This window comes from Blastococcus sp. HT6-30 (assembly GCF_039729015.1).
Taxonomy (GTDB): domain Bacteria; phylum Actinomycetota; class Actinomycetes; order Mycobacteriales; family Geodermatophilaceae; genus Blastococcus.
On the sequence record NZ_CP155792.1, the window covers coordinates 3207861 to 3223115 of the forward strand.

The 15255-nt window shown below is 73.5% G+C and carries 14 protein-coding genes and 1 pseudogene; 1 reads left to right on the forward strand and 14 read right to left on the reverse strand.

Annotation, left to right across the window (positions count from 1 at the left end; all coding sequences use genetic code 11):
• Positions 1 to 4: 4 nt before the first annotated feature.
• The 14 genes and pseudogenes from nuoK to ABC795_RS15570 form a co-directional block, all read right to left on the reverse strand.
• The gene (nuoK, locus tag ABC795_RS15505; RefSeq protein WP_347058063.1) at positions 5 to 304 is read right to left on the reverse strand and encodes an NADH-quinone oxidoreductase subunit NuoK; all 300 of its coding nucleotides are present in this window, start codon (positions 302 to 304) and stop codon (positions 5 to 7) included.
• Complete coding sequence (locus ABC795_RS15510; RefSeq protein ID WP_347058064.1) at positions 301 to 1158, reverse strand: NADH-quinone oxidoreductase subunit J; 858 nt, start codon at positions 1156 to 1158, stop codon at positions 301 to 303. The genes nuoK and ABC795_RS15510 overlap by 4 nt, the downstream gene beginning before the upstream one ends.
• A complete protein-coding gene (gene nuoI / locus ABC795_RS15515; RefSeq protein ID WP_347058065.1) occupies positions 1155 to 1769 on the reverse strand; it encodes an NADH-quinone oxidoreductase subunit NuoI in 615 nt (204 codons plus the stop codon). The genes ABC795_RS15510 and nuoI overlap by 4 nt, the downstream gene beginning before the upstream one ends.
• Entirely contained in the window at positions 1762 to 3249 is a 1488-nt protein-coding gene (gene nuoH / locus ABC795_RS15520) for an NADH-quinone oxidoreductase subunit NuoH (RefSeq protein WP_347058066.1), read from the reverse strand. The genes nuoI and nuoH overlap by 8 nt, the downstream gene beginning before the upstream one ends.
• Complete coding sequence (locus ABC795_RS15525; RefSeq protein WP_347058067.1) at positions 3246 to 5741, reverse strand: NADH-quinone oxidoreductase subunit G; 2496 nt, start codon at positions 5739 to 5741, stop codon at positions 3246 to 3248. The genes nuoH and ABC795_RS15525 overlap by 4 nt, the downstream gene beginning before the upstream one ends.
• Positions 5738 to 7066, reverse strand: coding sequence for an NADH-quinone oxidoreductase subunit NuoF (gene nuoF / locus ABC795_RS15530; protein WP_347058068.1), 1329 nt, complete (start codon positions 7064 to 7066; stop codon positions 5738 to 5740). The genes ABC795_RS15525 and nuoF overlap by 4 nt, the downstream gene beginning before the upstream one ends.
• A gap of 3 nt (positions 7067 to 7069) precedes the next feature.
• Entirely contained in the window at positions 7070 to 8185 is a 1116-nt protein-coding gene (nuoE, locus tag ABC795_RS15535) for an NADH-quinone oxidoreductase subunit NuoE (protein WP_347058069.1), read from the reverse strand.
• Entirely contained in the window at positions 8182 to 9513 is a 1332-nt protein-coding gene (locus ABC795_RS15540; RefSeq protein WP_347058070.1) for an NADH-quinone oxidoreductase subunit D, read from the reverse strand. Before ABC795_RS15540 ends, nuoE begins: the two co-directional genes overlap by 4 nt.
• Before the next feature lie 37 nt (positions 9514 to 9550).
• Positions 9551 to 10303: an NADH-quinone oxidoreductase subunit C gene (locus tag ABC795_RS15545; RefSeq protein ID WP_347058071.1), complete on the reverse strand. Its 753-nt coding sequence runs from the start codon at positions 10301 to 10303 to the stop codon at positions 9551 to 9553.
• 215 nt (positions 10304 to 10518) lie between these two features.
• Positions 10519 to 10971, reverse strand: a pseudogene (locus ABC795_RS15550) (NADH-quinone oxidoreductase subunit B family protein); the annotation flags it as partial.
• 13 nt (positions 10972 to 10984) lie between these two features.
• Positions 10985 to 11347 (reverse strand): NADH-quinone oxidoreductase subunit A, encoded by a 363-nt coding sequence (locus ABC795_RS15555; protein WP_347060736.1) that lies wholly within the window; start codon positions 11345 to 11347, stop codon positions 10985 to 10987.
• Positions 11348 to 11605: 258 nt separating this feature from the next.
• Positions 11606 to 12265 carry a phosphoribosyltransferase family protein gene (locus ABC795_RS15560; RefSeq protein ID WP_347058072.1) on the reverse strand — a complete coding sequence of 220 codons (660 nt, stop codon included), beginning with the start codon at positions 12263 to 12265 and terminating at the stop codon, positions 11606 to 11608.
• A 430-nt stretch (positions 12266 to 12695) separates the two neighbouring features.
• Positions 12696 to 12974 (reverse strand): hypothetical protein, encoded by a 279-nt coding sequence (locus ABC795_RS15565; RefSeq protein ID WP_347058073.1) that lies wholly within the window; start codon positions 12972 to 12974, stop codon positions 12696 to 12698.
• Between the two features lie 227 nt (positions 12975 to 13201).
• Entirely contained in the window at positions 13202 to 13888 is a 687-nt protein-coding gene (locus ABC795_RS15570; protein ID WP_347060737.1) for a demethylmenaquinone methyltransferase, read from the reverse strand.
• Between the two features lie 122 nt (positions 13889 to 14010).
• On the opposite strand from ABC795_RS15570, the gene ABC795_RS15575 reads away from it, so the two are divergent.
• A complete protein-coding gene (locus ABC795_RS15575; protein WP_347058074.1) occupies positions 14011 to 15255 on the forward strand; it encodes an isochorismate synthase in 1245 nt (414 codons plus the stop codon).

Here is a 15255-nt window from a genome sequence, read left to right on the forward strand (position 1 = left end):
CCGGTCAGTACTTCAGCAGGTTGGCGTCGTCGACCGAGGCGGACCGGCGGGTCCGGTAGATCGACATGATGATGGCGAGACCCACGACCACCTCGGCGGCGGCGACGACCATGACGAACAGCGCGATGATCTGGCCGTCGACGGTCCCGGTGGACCGGGCGAAGGTGATCAGCGTCAGGTTGACCGCGTTGAGCATCAGCTCGATGCACATGAAGACGACGATCGCGTTGCGCCGCACGAGGACGCCGACGGCGCCGATGGTGAAGAGGATGGCCGCCAGCACCAGGTAGTAGGAGACGCTCACCGGTGCTCGCCTCCCGTCCGCCCGCCCGGGGTGTCGCTGAGCGTGGGGTCGAGGGAGCCGAGCGCGGCGTCCGGGGAGCCGAGCTGCTCCCGGCCGGTCGGGCGGGGCATCTGCTCGACCGGCTGCGGCTCGATACCGGTGGCGAAGCTGTCCTCGGCGAGGCTGCCGTCGGGCAGCAGCGCCGGCGCGGCCACGGAGGTGGCGCGGGCGTGCACACCCGGCCCCGGCAGGGTCTGCGGCCGGTCGGTGAGGAAGCGGGCCCGGGACCGCTCCTTCTGCGTCTGCCGGCTGCCCGGTTCCCGCTCCACGTGGGTGAGCAGCAGCGCACCGACCGCGGCGACGATCAGCAGCGCACCGGTGACCTCGAAGGCCAGCAGGTAGCGGGTGTAGAGCAGCCCGGCGACCGCCTCCACGTTGCCGGACGAGGGGCCGCCCACCCCGCCCTGCACGGCCTCGAGACCGGCGACGGGCAGGTCCTGGGTGGCCCGGGCGATGCCGGCGCCGACCAGGGCGGCGAAGCCGGCGCCCAGCGCGAGCGCCGCGACCCGCTGGCCGCGCAGCGTCTCGACCACCGAGTCGGAGGAATCCCGGCCGACCAGCATCAGCACGAACAGGAACAGGATCATGATCGCCCCGGTGTAGACGATCACCTGGACCGCGCCGAGGAAGGGCGCCTCCTGCACCACGTAGAAGACGCCGAGGGAGAGCATGGTCAGCACCAGCCACAGCGCGGAGTGCACCGCGTTGCGGCTGAGCACCATGCCCAGCGCCCCGGCGAGGGCGACCGGCCCGAGGATCCAGAAGATGACCGCCTCGCCGGTGCCGATGACGACACCGGCCGTCTCCGGGGTCACGGGCGGGGCTCCGGCTCGCGCACGTAGTAGTCCTTCTCGTCGTCGCCGAGCCGCATCGGGTGTGGCGTGGCCTCCATGCCGGGCAGCAGCGGAGCCATGAGCTGCTCCTTGGTGTAGATCAGGTCGCGCCGGTTGTCGTCGGCCAGCTCGAAGTCGTTGCTCATCGTCAGCGACCGCGTCGGGCAGGCCTCGATGCACAGCCCGCAGAAGATGCACCGCAGGTAGTTGATCTGGTACACCGCGCCGTACCGCTCACCGGGCGAGTAGCGGGCGTCCTCGGTGTTGTCGCCGCCCTCCACGTAGATCGCGTCGGCCGGGCAGGCCCACGCGCACAGCTCGCAGCCGACGCACTTCTCCAGGCCGTCGGGGTGCCGGTTGAGCACGTGCCGGCCGTGGTAGCGCGGCTTGGTCACCTTGGGCTCGAACGGGTACTGCTCGGTGGTCACCGTGCGGAAGATCTGGGCGAAGGTGACGCCGAACCCCTGGACGGCGGCGGGCAGCAGCCCGTCGCGGACCGCCGGCCGCTTCCGGCCGCCCTCCGGAGAGCGCTCGACCTCGCCCGCGGACCGCCGCACCAGGTCCTGCTCGCCCGGCTTGCTGCGCTCAGACATCGCCGTCCTCCTCCGAAGTGCTGGTGGCGCCGCGCCGGCCGGTGCCGACGACTGCTCCGGGCACCGGTTCACCGGCGGCGCTCACCGGCTGCCGCCGCAGCCGTGGCGACGGCGGGACCCGCAGGTCCATGGGCGGGACCGGGAAGCCGCCCTCGGCCCGGATGGGGCCGCCGGCCGGCCGGCGGCGTGCGCCGGCCGGGGGCAGGACCTCGGGCTCGGTGCTCGTCGGGTGGTTCGAGCCGGCGGCGGCCTCGACCGCGGCCAGCCGGGTGTCGCGCTGGCTCGCCCGGCCGGCGAGCCAGAGGCCTCCCAGCAGGACCAGCGCGATGGGCAGCCCCACGTAGAGCGCCACCTCACCGGCGGAGAGGCCGGCCTCGCGGGACACGGTCCGCATCGTGGCGACGACGAGGATCCACACCAGCGACACCGGGACCAGCACCTTCCAGCCGAACCGCATGAACTGGTCGTAGCGGAGCCGGGGCAGGGTGCCGCGCAGCCAGATGAAGACGAACAGCGCGGCGACGACCTTGAGGAAGAACCACAGCAGCGGCCACCAGCCGCTGTTGGCGCCGTCCCAGACGGAGATCGGCCACGGTGCCCGCCACCCACCGAGGAAGAGCGTCGCGGCCAGCGCCGAGACGGTGACCATGTTGATGTACTCGGCCAGGAAGAACAGGGCGAACTTCAACGACGAGTACTCCGTGTGGAAGCCACCCACCAGCTCGCTCTCGGCCTCGGGCAGGTCGAACGGCGCACGGTTCGTCTCACCGACGACGGCGATCGCGTAGATCACGAAGGAGACCGGGAGCAGGACGACGTACCAGCTCGGCCCGGTGAACTCCCAGCCGAAGAAGGAGAGCTCGGACCCGTCGGCCTGGGCGGCGACGATCCCCGACGTGGACATCGTCCCCGCGTAGAGGAACACCGCGACCAGCGACAGCCCCATCGCGATCTCGTAGCTGATCATCTGGGCCGCGCTGCGCAGGCTGCCCAGCAGCGGGTACGTGGATCCGGAGGCCCAGCCGCCCAGCACGATGCCGTAGATGCCCATCGCGGACATCGCCAGGATGATCAGCACCCCGATCGGGGCATCGGTGAGCTGCAGCGGCGTCTGCTGGCCGAAGATGCTCACGACCGGGCCCATCGGGATGACGGAGAACGCGACGAACGCCGGGATGGTGGCGATCACCGGGGCCAGGAAGTACACCGGCTTGTCCGCGAGCGCGGGCATGATGTCTTCCTTGAACGCGAGCTTCAGCCCGTCGGCGAGGCTCTGCAGGTAGCCGCGCGGACCGACCCGGTTGGGCCCGATCCGCTGCTGCATCCGCGCGACGACCTTGCGCTCGAACACGATCGCGAACAACGTCATGAGCACCAGCACCGCGAAGACGCCGACGACCTTGATCACGACGATCCACCAGACGTCGTTGCCGAAGTCCGCCAGCGTCGGCTGGTCGGCCGTAGCCGCCCACACGCTCATCGCACGCCCTCCCCGGCGTCGGCGCTCGTGCGGGCCAGCCGCACGACGCTCCCGGGCCCGGCGCCCAGCGCCGTCCGGATCTCGCTGCCGGGCGACCGCATCGGCACCCAGACCACGTGGTCGGGCATCGGGGTGATCTGCACCGGCAGGCTGATGGAGCCGGTGGACCCGCTGACGGTGAGCCGGTCGCCGTCGACGAGGCCCAGCCGGGCAGCGGCCTCGGCGCCGATGCGGGCGACCGGGCGCCGGGCGGTGCCGGCGAGCTCGGGCTCCTCCCGCTGCAGCGTGCCGACGTCGAGCAGCTGGCGCCACGACGCGAGCACCGCCTCGTCGTCGCGCAGCGCGGGCGCGGCCGGTGGCGCGACGGCCGGCGCCCGGCCCTCGGCGGCGGACCGGCGGGCGCCCAGGGCGGCCAGCGCGGCGCGGGCGACCTCGGGGGTGGGCAGGCGCAGGTCGACGTCCATCTCGTCGGCCAGACCGTGCAGCACCCGCCCGTCGGGCAGCCGACCCGTGTCGTGCAGGGTGGCGTCGAAGGGCCGCAGCCGGCCCTCCCAGTCGAGGTAGCTCCCCGACTTCTCCGATGCGGCGGCGACCGGCAGGACGACGTCGGCGCGCTCGGTGACCTCGCTCGGGAACATCTCCAGGCTGACGACGAACGCCGCGGCGTCCAGCGCCGCCCGGGCCAGGGCGGGGTCGGGCAGGTCGGCCGGGTCGACGCCACCGACGAGCAGCCCGGGCAGCCGCCCGGCGCGGGCGGCGGTCAGGATGCCGGTGACGTCGCGGCCGGGGGCGGCGGGTACGGCCGCGGGGTCGATGCCCCACAACGCGGCCACCTCGGCGCGGGCGGCGGGGTCGTCGACGGCGCGGCCGCCGGGCAGCAGCGTCGGCAGTGCGCCGGCCTCGACGGCGCCGCGCTCACCGGCGCGGCGCGGCACCCAGGCCAGCCGGGCGCCGGTGGCCCGCGACAGCTCCAGCAGTGCCGTGAAGGCGCCGGGGACCTCGGCCAGGCGCTCGCCGGCGAGGACGACGGCGCCCGGCCGGCGCAGCGCCTCGACGGCGGGGCCGCCCCAGCTGCCCTCGGCGAGGGCCTGCAGGGAGCGGGCCTCGGCACCGGGGAACGTGGTGAGCACGGTGGCCTGCAGCTTCTCCGCCGCGCGGGTGCCGTAGGGGGCCAGGTCGAAGACCGCGAGGCCGCCGGTCCGCACCGCCCGGCGCAGCCGCAGGAACAGGATCGGGGACTCCTCCTCCGGCTCCAGGCCGGCGAGCAGCACCGCGGGCGCGGAGCCGACGTCGTCGTAGGTGACGGCGCCGGTCGCCGGTCCGGTGCCGGCGACGGTGGCCGCCAGGAAGGCCAGCTCCTCGGCCGAGTGCGCCCGGGCCCGGGCGTCGACGTCGTTGGTGCCCAGTGCCACCCGGGCGAAGGCAGCCCAGGCGTAGGCGTCCTCGAGCGTGAGCCGGCCACCGGGGAGGACGCCGACACCGCCCTCGGCCCGCGCCCGCAGCAGGCCGGCAGCGGCCGTGGCCCACGCCTCGGGCCAGGACGCGGGGTGCAGCAGGCCGTCGGCCCCCCGCACCATCGGGGTGGTCAGCCGCTCGTTCGACGTGGCGTACCGGAACGCGTAGCGGCCCTTGTCGCAGGTCCACTCCTCGTTGACCGCCGGATCCTCCCCGGCCTGCCGCCGGGTGACCTTGCCGCGCCGGTAGTCGCTGCGCATCGCGCAGCCGGAGGCGCAGTGCTCGCAGACGCTCGCCTCGCTGCGCAGGTCGAAGGGGCGCGCGCGGAAGCGGTACTGGGCGCTGGTGAGGGCGCCGACCGGGCAGATCTGGGTGGTGTTGCCGGAGAAGTAGGACTCGAAGGGCTCGTCCTCGTAGATGGCCACCTGCTCCAGCGCGCCGCGCTCGAACAGCTCGATGAACGGGTCGCCGGCGACCTGCTGGGAGAACCGGGTGCAGCGGGCGCACAGCACGCAGCGCTCGCGGTCGAGCAGGATCTCGCTGCTGATCGGCAGCGGCTTGGGATAGGTCCGCTTCTCGTCGACGAACCGGCTCTCGGTGCGCCCGTGGCCCATCGCCTGGTTCTGCAGGGGGCACTCGCCGCCCTTGTCGCAGGTGGGGCAGTCGAGCGGGTGGTTGATCAGCAGCAGCTCCATCGTGCCCTGCTGCGCCTTGTCGGCGACCGGGCTGGACAGCTGGGTCTTGATCGCCATGCCGTCGGTGACCGGCATGGTGCAGGAGGCGACCGGCTTGCGCTGGCCCTCGACCTCGACCAGGCACTGCCGGCAGGCGCCGACCGGCTCGAGCAGCGGGTGGTCGCAGAACCGTGGGATGAAGACGCCGACCTGCTCGGCCGCCCGGATGATGAGCGTGCCCTTCGGGACGGCGACGTCGAAGCCGTCGATGGTGCAGTGGACGGCGTCCGGCGGGGTGTGCGGGCCCGGCGCGCCCGGGGGCACCGCGGCGGCGGGGGGCGGATTGGTCGGGGTGAGTGTCATGACGCCACTCCCACGGGCTCGATGCGAAGGTTGCGGCCCAGCCGGGCCTGCTCCTCGGGCGGCAGCAGGGCGACGTAGTCGTCCTTGAAGTACTTCAGCGAGCTGGTGATGCAGCTGGTGGCGCCGTCACCGAGGGCGCAGAACGAGCGGCCGAGGATGTTGTCGCAGGTGTCGACCAGGATGTCGAGATCCTGCGCGGTGCCCCGGCCGTGCGCGATCCGTTCGAGGATCTGCACCAGCCAGTAGGTGCCCTCGCGGCAGGGGGTGCACTTGCCGCAGCTCTCGTGGGCGTAGAACTCGGTGAACCGCAGGGTCGCCTCGACGATCGAGTCGGTCTCGTCGAACACCATCAGCGCGGTGGTGCCGAGCATGGAGCCCGCGGCGGCGACGGAGTCGAAGTCCAGCGGGACGTCGAGGTGCTCGGGGGTGAAGTACGGCGTCGACGAGCCGCCCGGTGTCCAGAACTTCAGCTGGTGACCAGGCCGGACCCCCCCGGCCATCTCCAGCAGCTCGCGCATCGTCGTACCCATGGGGGCCTCGTACTGGCCCGGCCGCACGACCCGGCCCGACAACGAGTAGATCTTCGGCCCGGGCGACCTCTCGGGGCCGAAGGCCTTGAACCACTCGGCGCCGCCGCGGACGACGAACGGCACGCTGGCCAGGGTCTCGACGTTGTTGATGACGGTCGGGGCGCCGTACAGGCCGGCGACCGCGGGGAACGGCGGCTTGAGCCGGGGCTGACCGCGGTAGCCCTCGAGCGAGTCGAGCAGCGCGGTCTCCTCGCCGCAGATGTACGCGCCGGCGCCGGCGTGCACGATCAGCTCCAGGTCGTAGCCGGAGCCGAGGATGTCGGTGCCGAGGTAGCCGGCGGCGTAGGCCTCGCCCACCGCGTTCATCAGCCGCCGGTGGGCGTGCACCGCCTCGCCGCGGACGTAGATGACGGCCAGCTTCGACCGGATCGCGTAGGACGAGATGATCACGCCCTCGATCAGCGAGTGCGGGTCGGCCATCATCAGCGGCAGGTCCTTGCAGGTGCCCGGCTCGCCCTCGTCGGCGTTGACCACGAGGTACTTGGGCATCGCCGCCGGGCCGGTGGGCTCCTCCCCCGGCTTGGGCTGCGGGATGAAGCTCCACTTCATGCCGGTGGGGAAACCGGCGCCGCCGCGGCCGCGCAGGCCGGAGTCCTTGACCAGGGTGACCAGCTCGTCGGGCTGCATCGACAACGCCGTGCGCAACGCCGAGTAGCCGTCGAGCCGCTCGTAGGTGGACAGCCGCCACGAGTGCTCGGCGCCCCAGCGGGTGGTGAGGACGGGGGTGAGGGGCATGGCTCACTTCCTCCGCTTCGGCGGGGTACGGCCTTCGACGGTGCGCCCGGTCCCGGGCCCCTGGTAGCCGCCTGCCGGTTCGCTCGCCGCCGGGGTGTCGGTGCCGCTGGCGTCGAGGCCACCGGGCGGCCGCCCGCGGCCGTACTCCGTGCCCTCGTCGGGGTGGGCTTGCGCTGCGCCGGCCTTCTCCGCCGGGGTGTCGGCCGCAGCGACGCGCGCGTCGGCGGCCTCCTTGCCCGGCGTCTCCCCGGTGCGGCCCGAGGGGCGGACCGTCTCCCCGGCCCCGTCCCGGGGCCCGCCCTGAGCTTGCGAAGGGTGGGGAGGACGGGGTCCTTCTGCGGCGTCGGGGACCGGCTCCGGCTCGGGGTCGCGCATCGGCGGCGCGGACTCGCCGCGTTCGGCGGCCAGCCGCAGCCCGCGCAGCGTCGGCTCGTAGGACCCGGGGGCGTCGACGGCGGCGGCCGCCGCGGCGGCGTCCGGGTACTGGGAGAACCCCGCCAGCTGGCGGGAGATCCCCCGGAAGTCGGTGAGCGGGGCGCCTCGGGTGGGCGCCGGCTTCTCGCCCCGGCGCAGCGCCGCCACCAGCTCGCGGGCGCTCTCGACGTCCTGCTGGTCGTAGAACTCGTAGTCGACGGTGACCACCGGCGCGTAGTCGCAGGCGGCGAGGCACTCGGCGTGCTCGAGGGTGATCGAGCCGTCGGCGGCGGTCTCGTCGTGGTGCACGCCGAGATCCGCCGACAGGGCGTCCATGATCCGTTGCCCGCCGAGGACGGCGCACAGCGTGTTGGTGCAGACGCTGACCAGGTGCCGCCCGGTCGGCCGGCGCTTGTACATCGTGTAGAAGGTCGCGACCGCGCCGACCTCGGCCTTGGTCAGCCCCAGCTCCTCGGCGCACAGCGCGACGCCCTCGGGGGTGACGTAGCCCTGGTAGCTCTGCACCAGGTGCAGCATCGGCAGCAGCGCCGACCGGGCCACCGGGTAGCGGGCGATGATCTCCCGCGCCTCGACGCGGGCCTGCTCGGTCAGCGGCGGGACCTCGGCGAGGGCCGCGGAGTCGACCGGGCTCGAGTCGAGCCCGGTGACCGCCGTGGCCTCCGGGCTGCCTGGCAGTGCGCTCATCTGTCGACGCCCCCCATGACCGGGTCGATCGAGGCGATCGCGGCGATGACGTCGGCGATCATGCCGCCCTCGCTCATCGCCGCGGTGGCCTGCAGGTTCACGAAGCTGGGGTCGCGCACGTGGACGCGCCACGGGCGGGTGCTGCCGTCGCTGACCACGTGGTAGCCGAGCTCGCCGCGCGGTGACTCGATCGGCACGTACACCTGGCCGGCGGGCACCCGGAAGCCCTCGGTGACCAGCTTGAAGTGGTGGATCAGGGCCTCCATCGACTGGCCCATGATGTGCCGGACGTGGTCGAGGGAGTTGCCCATCCCGTCGGGCCCGAGCGAGAGCTGCGCGGGCCAGGCGATCTTCTTGTCCTCGACCATCACCGGCCCGGGCTCGAGCCGGTCCAGCGCCTGGCCGATGAGCTTCAGCGACTCGTTCACCTCGGCCATGCGCACCAGGTACCGGCCCCAGGCGTCGCAGGTGTCCGCGGTCGGCACCTCGAAGTCGTAGGTGTCGTAACCGAGGTAGGGCTCGACCTTGCGCAGGTCCCACGCCAGGCCGGTGGCGCGCAGGATCGGCCCGGTGACGCCGAGCGCCACGCAACCGGTCAGGTCCAGGTAGCCGGCGTCCTTGAGCCGGGCCTGCCAGATCGGCTGGCCGGTGAGGAGCCGGTGGAAGTCGGCCACCCGCGCCGGCATGACCGCCAGGAACTCGCGGATGTGCTCGACCGCGCCCTCGGGCAGGTCCTGCGCCAGGCCGCCGGGCCGGATGTAGGCGTGGTTCATCCGCAGGCCGGTGATCTCCTCGAGCAGGTCGAGGACCATCTCGCGCTCGCGGAAGCCGTTGGTCATGCCCGTGAGGGCACCCATCTCCATGCCGAACGTGGCCAGCGCGACCAGGTGCGAGGCGATCCGGTTGAGCTCCATCACCAGCACCCGGATGGTGGCCGCCCGCTGCGGGATCTCCACGCCCAGCAGCTTCTCCACCGCCATGCAGTAGCCGGCCTCGTTGAACAGCGGGGCGAGGTAGTCCATGCGGGTCACGAACGTGGTGCCCTGCACCCAGTTGCGGTACTCGGTGTTCTTCTCGATGCCGGTGTGCAGGTAGCCGATGACCACCCGCGCCTTGGTCACCGTCTCGCCCTCGAGGTCGAGGACCAGCCGCAGCACGCCGTGCGTGGACGGGTGCTGCGGGCCCATGTTGACGACGAGGCGCTCCTCGCCGTGCGGGTCCGCGCCGAGCGTGAGGTCCCAGTCCCCACCGGTCACGGTGTAGACGCGGCCCTCGGTGGTCTCGCGCGACCCGGCGTAGGGGTCGGCAGGGTTGTAGGTGGTGCTCATCGTCGCCGCTCCGCGGGGGAACTCGTGCCTTCGGTGCTCATCGGTAGGCCCTCCGGGTGTCCGGCGGCGGGACCGTCGCGTCGTGGTACTCCACCGGGATCCCGCCGAGCGGGTAGTCCTTGCGCTGCGGGTGGCCGTCCCAGTCGTCGGGCATGAGGATCCGGGTCAGCGCCGGGTGGCCGTCGAAGACGACGCCGAACATGTCCCAGGTCTCCCGCTCGTGCCAGTCCGCCGTCGGGTAGATCGCGGTGATCGACGGAACGTGCGGGTCCTCCGCGCTCACCGCCACCTCCAGGCGGATGCGGCGCCGGTAGGTCATCGACGTCAGGTGGTAGACGACGTGCAGCCGTGGCCGGCCGGGAGCCACCGCCGGGCCACCGCTGTCGAGGTAGTCGACGCCGGAGACGCTGCTGCACAGCTCGAAGCGCAGGGCCTCGTCGTCGCGGAGCGGCTGCACGAGGGTCAGCAGGTGCTCGCGGGCGACGAAGTAGGTGATCTCGCCGCGGTCGACGAGCACCCGCTGGACCGCGGCCGCGTACGTCGCCTCCCCGACGGCCTCGATCAGCGCGTCGGTGACCTCGTCGAAGTAGCTGCCGTAGGGCCGCTCGGTGGAGTGCAGCGCCACCGCACCACCGGGCTCGACCCGCACGAGGCCACCGAACCCGGAGGTGTCGCCGCTGCCGGAGACGCCGAACGCGCCCTTCCGGAAGCCGCCCGAAGGCGCCGTGCTGTCGTCGTATCCGGCCTCCTGGCGGCCGGGGACGACGTTCGAACCGCCGTCGTTGCTCATCGCGTGCGCTCGCTCGGCAGGAGGACGGCGTTCCCGCCGCGCTGCTCGATGCCGAACTGGCCGGTGCGGCCCTCGGCGGCGGCCTGCTCGTAGGCGCGGCGGGCGGCCTTGTCGACGCGGACCGTCGAGGGCATCTCGACCAGGAGGTCCTTCGCGGTCCCGTCCTGGCGTTCCCGCTCGAGCTGGCGGGCCCGCTTCTCGCCGAGCGGCTCGTGCTGGATCTTGTGGTGCAGCTTGAGGATCGCGTCCATGAGCATCTCCGGCCGCGGCGGGCAGCCGGGCAGGTACATGTCCACCGGGACGACGTGGTCGACGCCCTGCACGATCGCGTAGTTGTTGAACATGCCGCCGGAGCTCGCGCACACCCCCATCGCCAGCACCCACCGGGGCTCGGGCATCTGGTCGTAGATCTGCCGCAGGACCGGCGCCATCTTCTGGCTCACCCGGCCGGCGACGATCATCAGATCGGCCTGCCGCGGCGAGGCGCGGAAGACCTCCATCCCGAACCGGGCAAGGTCGTACCGGCCGGCCCCGGAGGCCATCATCTCGATGGCGCAGCAGGCCAGGCCGAACGTCGCGGGCCACAGCGACGACTTGCGGGTCCAGTTGACCAGCTTCTCCACGCTGGTCAGCAGGACGCCGCTGGGCAGCTTCTCCTCGAGTCCCATCAGGTGCTCCCTGTCAGTCCCACTCGAGCCCACCGCGCCGCCACTCGTAGGCGAAGGCGAGGAAGACGGTGCCGATGAAGACGACCATCGCGACCAGGCCCCACACACCCAGGGCGTCGTTGGCGACGGCCCACGGGTAGAGGAAGACGATCTCGATGTCGAAGACGATGAACAACATCGCGGTCAGGTAGTACTTGACCGGGAACCGGCCGCCGGTGAGCGGCTGGTCGACCGGTTCGATGCCGCACTCGTAGGCCGCCAGCTTGGCGCGGTTGTACCGGCGGGGGCCCACGAATGGGGCGACGGCGACCGAGAACAGCGCGAACGCCGCGGCCAACGCGAAGAGCCCGACGATCGGGACGTAGGTCGAGAGCATCATCGCCACCCTAGGGTGATCTCGGTCACGGACGGGTCACACTTCGGCCACGGAGCGTCCGTGTCGGGTCGGCCTGTCGCCACACCCAACCCCCTCACGTCGCCGGCGTCAGTCGGTCCGGCGCCGACCACGACGTCGTCGGCCGTGTGCTCGATCGAGGCCTGCGCCACGCCGCCACCTCCGGTCCGTCGCCCGAGTCCGGTGACCTTGTGAAAAGGTTCACAAGGTGCTCGGTCCGAGTCTAGGCCGCGATGTGATCTAGCCGACAGCCCCCCCTCGGGCCAGCGCCGCCAGGACCTCCTCGTCAGGGGTGTCGGAGAAGTCGGCGTAGGCCTGCCCGACCGAGCGGAAGCCGGCCGGCGCCTGCAGGCACACCGCGTCGTCGACCACGCCGGTCAGCTCGGCGACGGACTCCGGTGGGCCGACCGGAACGGCTACGGTGATCCGCGCCGGGCCGCTCCGCCGGAGAGCCCGGACGGCGACGCGCATGGTGGCCCCCGTGGCCAGGCCGTCGTCCACGAGCACGACGTGGCGGCCGGCGACCGCCGGTGCCGGCCGGGCGCCGCGGTAGGCGGTGGTGCGCCGACGGAGCTCGGCGAGCTCCCGGTCGTGCACCGCCGACACGGCGGCGGGGTCGGGCGCGGCGCGGTCGAGGACCCGGCGGACCCACACCGTCTCGACGGCGCCGCCGACCGCGGCGATGGCGCCCATCGCCAGCTCCGGGTGCTCGGGGACGCCGAGCTTGCGGACGACGAGGACGTCGAGGTCAGCGGCGAGGGCGGCGGCCACCTCCGCGGCGACGAGCACGCCGCCGCGGGGCAGACCCAGGACCAGGGCGTGCGCGTCCGCCCGCCCGGCGAGGGCGGTGGCGAGCGCTCGGCCGGCGTCGGCCCGGTCGGCGTAGCGGGGAGGGGGCACGGCCACCGCTACGGCGACGCCGGCGTCGGCCCGGTCGGCAGAACAGGTGTGCTCGTCATGGTCCGACGCTAGAACAGCGACCCCGTCCTCCCCCACCCTTCGCACGCTCGTCCGGGCGCCCGGCGACATCGTCGGAACGGTGGCGGGTCGACAGGTCCCACCGGTGAGGGCGGTGGCGCCGGCAGAGGCAGCACCGGTTGGCCAGCCAGGTGTCACCCTGGCTGGCGAGATCCTTCGCCGGGACGAGTCGAGAGGCGCGCCATACGGCGCGTGCCACCGGGTCGGCCGTTCCTCCGCCCGTCGAGGGTCCGCTCCGCCGCCTCCCGCCGGCCTCGGGGCTCCCCGACGGCCTACGGCGCCAGCTGTAGGGATGCCGCCCCGGGCGGTCGGATGGGTGGGCGGGGGCGGCCGCGCGCGTGTGCGACGGCACCTACACGTCGTCAACGAGAAGCACGCGCTGGGTAACGCCGAGGCCGTCCAACAGCCCCTTGTGTGACTGCCGCTCTTCGTCGGCCAGGTAGGACGCGAAGCCGTCCTGCGACGCGAAGGAGACGATGTGGACCTCCGTGAGCGCGTCGCCAGTTCGTAGGCGTCGTTCGAGGCGACCGCCGTGACGCGGAAGGAGGGGCAGAACTGCGGACTCGTACGCCTGGAAGCCCGCGTCGGCTCCACTCGGGATGTCCGCGACCATGACGATGGTCAAGCGCATCGGAGGCACGGTAGCGCCTGGCTGGCCACTGTTGCCCGGGAGAGGGTGTCCTCAGAGTCGACGGAGCTGTCGCAGTCGGTGGAGCCGCCGGCACCGTAGGCGGTGACGTGGTCGAGGTCGGTGCGGCCGACCGGCTGCCCGCAGCCGGGAAGCCGGCAGCCACGGTCGACGCCAACGCCGGAGTACGACACTTCCCCAGCCTGACCAGCAGGAACTCGGCGCCGAGGTCAGGTGGACTTGCGGCCCCGGTGCAGCGCGACGATCCCGCCGGTCAGGTTGTGCCAGGCGACGTCGACCCAGCCGGCGTCCTGCAGGCGGCCGGCGAGCGTGGCCTGGTCGGGCCAGGCGCGGATCGACTCGGCGAGGTAGACGTAGGCCTCCGGATTGCTGCTCACCGCCCGGGCGATGCGGGGCAGCGCCTTCATCAGGTACTCGGTGTAGACGGTGCGGAACGGCGACCACGTGGGGCTGGAGAACTCGCAGACCACCAGCGTGCCGCCCGGCTTCGTCACCCGGGAGAACTCGCGCAGCGCCGCGTCGGGGTCGGCCACGTTGCGCAGCCCGAAGGAGATGACCACGGCGTCGACGCTCTCGTCGGCCAGCGGCAGCGCCATCGCGTCCCCGGCGACCTTGGGCACCGGCCGGGCCGCACCGGCGCGCAGCATGCCCTGCGAGAAGTCGCAGGCGACCGCCGTGACCCCACCTGCGGCGAGCTCGACGGTCGAGACGGCGGTCCCTGCCGCGACGTCGAGGACGGTCTGCCCCGGCCGGGCCCCGAGCGCCGCCCGGGTGGCCCGCCGCCAGCCGGCGTCCAGACCACCGGAGAGGACGGTGTTGGTGACGTCGTAGCGCTTCGCCACGCGGTCGAACATGGCCGCGACCTCGGCCGGTCGCTTGTCCAGCCCGGCCCGCAGTGGAAGGACCCCCTCCTCCCCGCCCCTCGCACGCTCGGCGCGGGTCCCGGAAGGGGGCCTGTGGGCGGTCTCTCGCCGGTCTGCCACGGCGTGGACGCTACAAGGCCTCCTACTCTGATCGCGTGACAGCGGCCGCCCTGACCTCCCCGGCAGCGGCGTCGCGCACCGTCACCACCGTGCGGTCCGACACGGCCGGCGAGCTGCTCGGCCTGCTCCCGGCCCGCGGTGGCCTGTCCTGGGTCCGCCACGGCGAGGGCCTGGTCGGCTGGGGCGAGGCGGCGCGGCTGGAGATCTCCGGCCCCCGCGCGCTGGCCGAGGCCGCCGACTGGTGGGACCGGTTCACCGCCGGCCTGGACGTCGCCGACGAGCTCCGCGTCCCGGGCTCGGGCCCGGTGGTGTTCGCGAGCATCGCCTTCGACCCCGCCGCCGGGACGTCGGTCTTCGTCGTCCCCGAGGTCGTCGTCGGACGGCGGCACGGCGTCGGCTGGATCACCGCCGTCGGGGCCGCGCCGGAGCTGCCGGAGTCGGCGCCGGCCGACGACGGCCCGGCTCCTCGGCTGCGCTACGCCGACGGCGCGCTCGACCCCGCGAGCTGGTGCGCCGCGGTGGCCGCCGCCGTGGTCCGCATCGACGCCGGCGAGCTGGAGAAGGTCGTGCTCGCCCGCGACCTGCTGGTCTCCTCCGACGTCCCGCTCGCCCCCAGGCGGATGCTGCGCCGGCTGGCCGCCCGCTTCCCGGGCTGCTGGACCTTCGCCGTCGACGGCCTGCTGGGCGCCACCCCCGAGCTGCTGCTGCGCCGCACCGGCCGGCGGCTGTCCTCCCGCGTGCTGGCCGGAACGGCGCCGCGCGGGGCGGGCGCCGCGGACGAGCGGCTGGCCGAGGCGCTGCTGAACTCGGCCAAGGACCGCGCCGAGCACGCGCTCGCCGTCGACTCCCTGGTGCGCGCGCTGGAGCCGTACTGCGGGGAGCTGACGGCACCGGCGGAGCCGGAGCTGCTCACGCTGGCGAACGTGCGGCACCTCGCCACCGACGTCGTCGGCACCCAGCGCGACTCCGCCGGGCTGCTGGAGCTGGTCGGCGCCGTGCACCCCACCGCCGCCGTGTGCGGCACCCCGACGCCGGACGCCGCGGCGCTCATCGGCGAGCTGGAGGGCATGGACCGCGGCCGGTACGCGGGGCCGGTGGGCTGGCTCGACGCGGCCGGCGACGGCGAGTTCGGGCTCGCGCTGCGCTGCGCCGAGCTGGTCGGCGACGACGGGGCGCGGCTGTTCGCCGGCTGCGGCATCGTCGCCGGCTCGGATCCGGCCGCGGAGCTCGCCGAGACCCAGTCGAAGTTCGCCGCCTTCCAGGCCGCGCTCGAGGGCTGA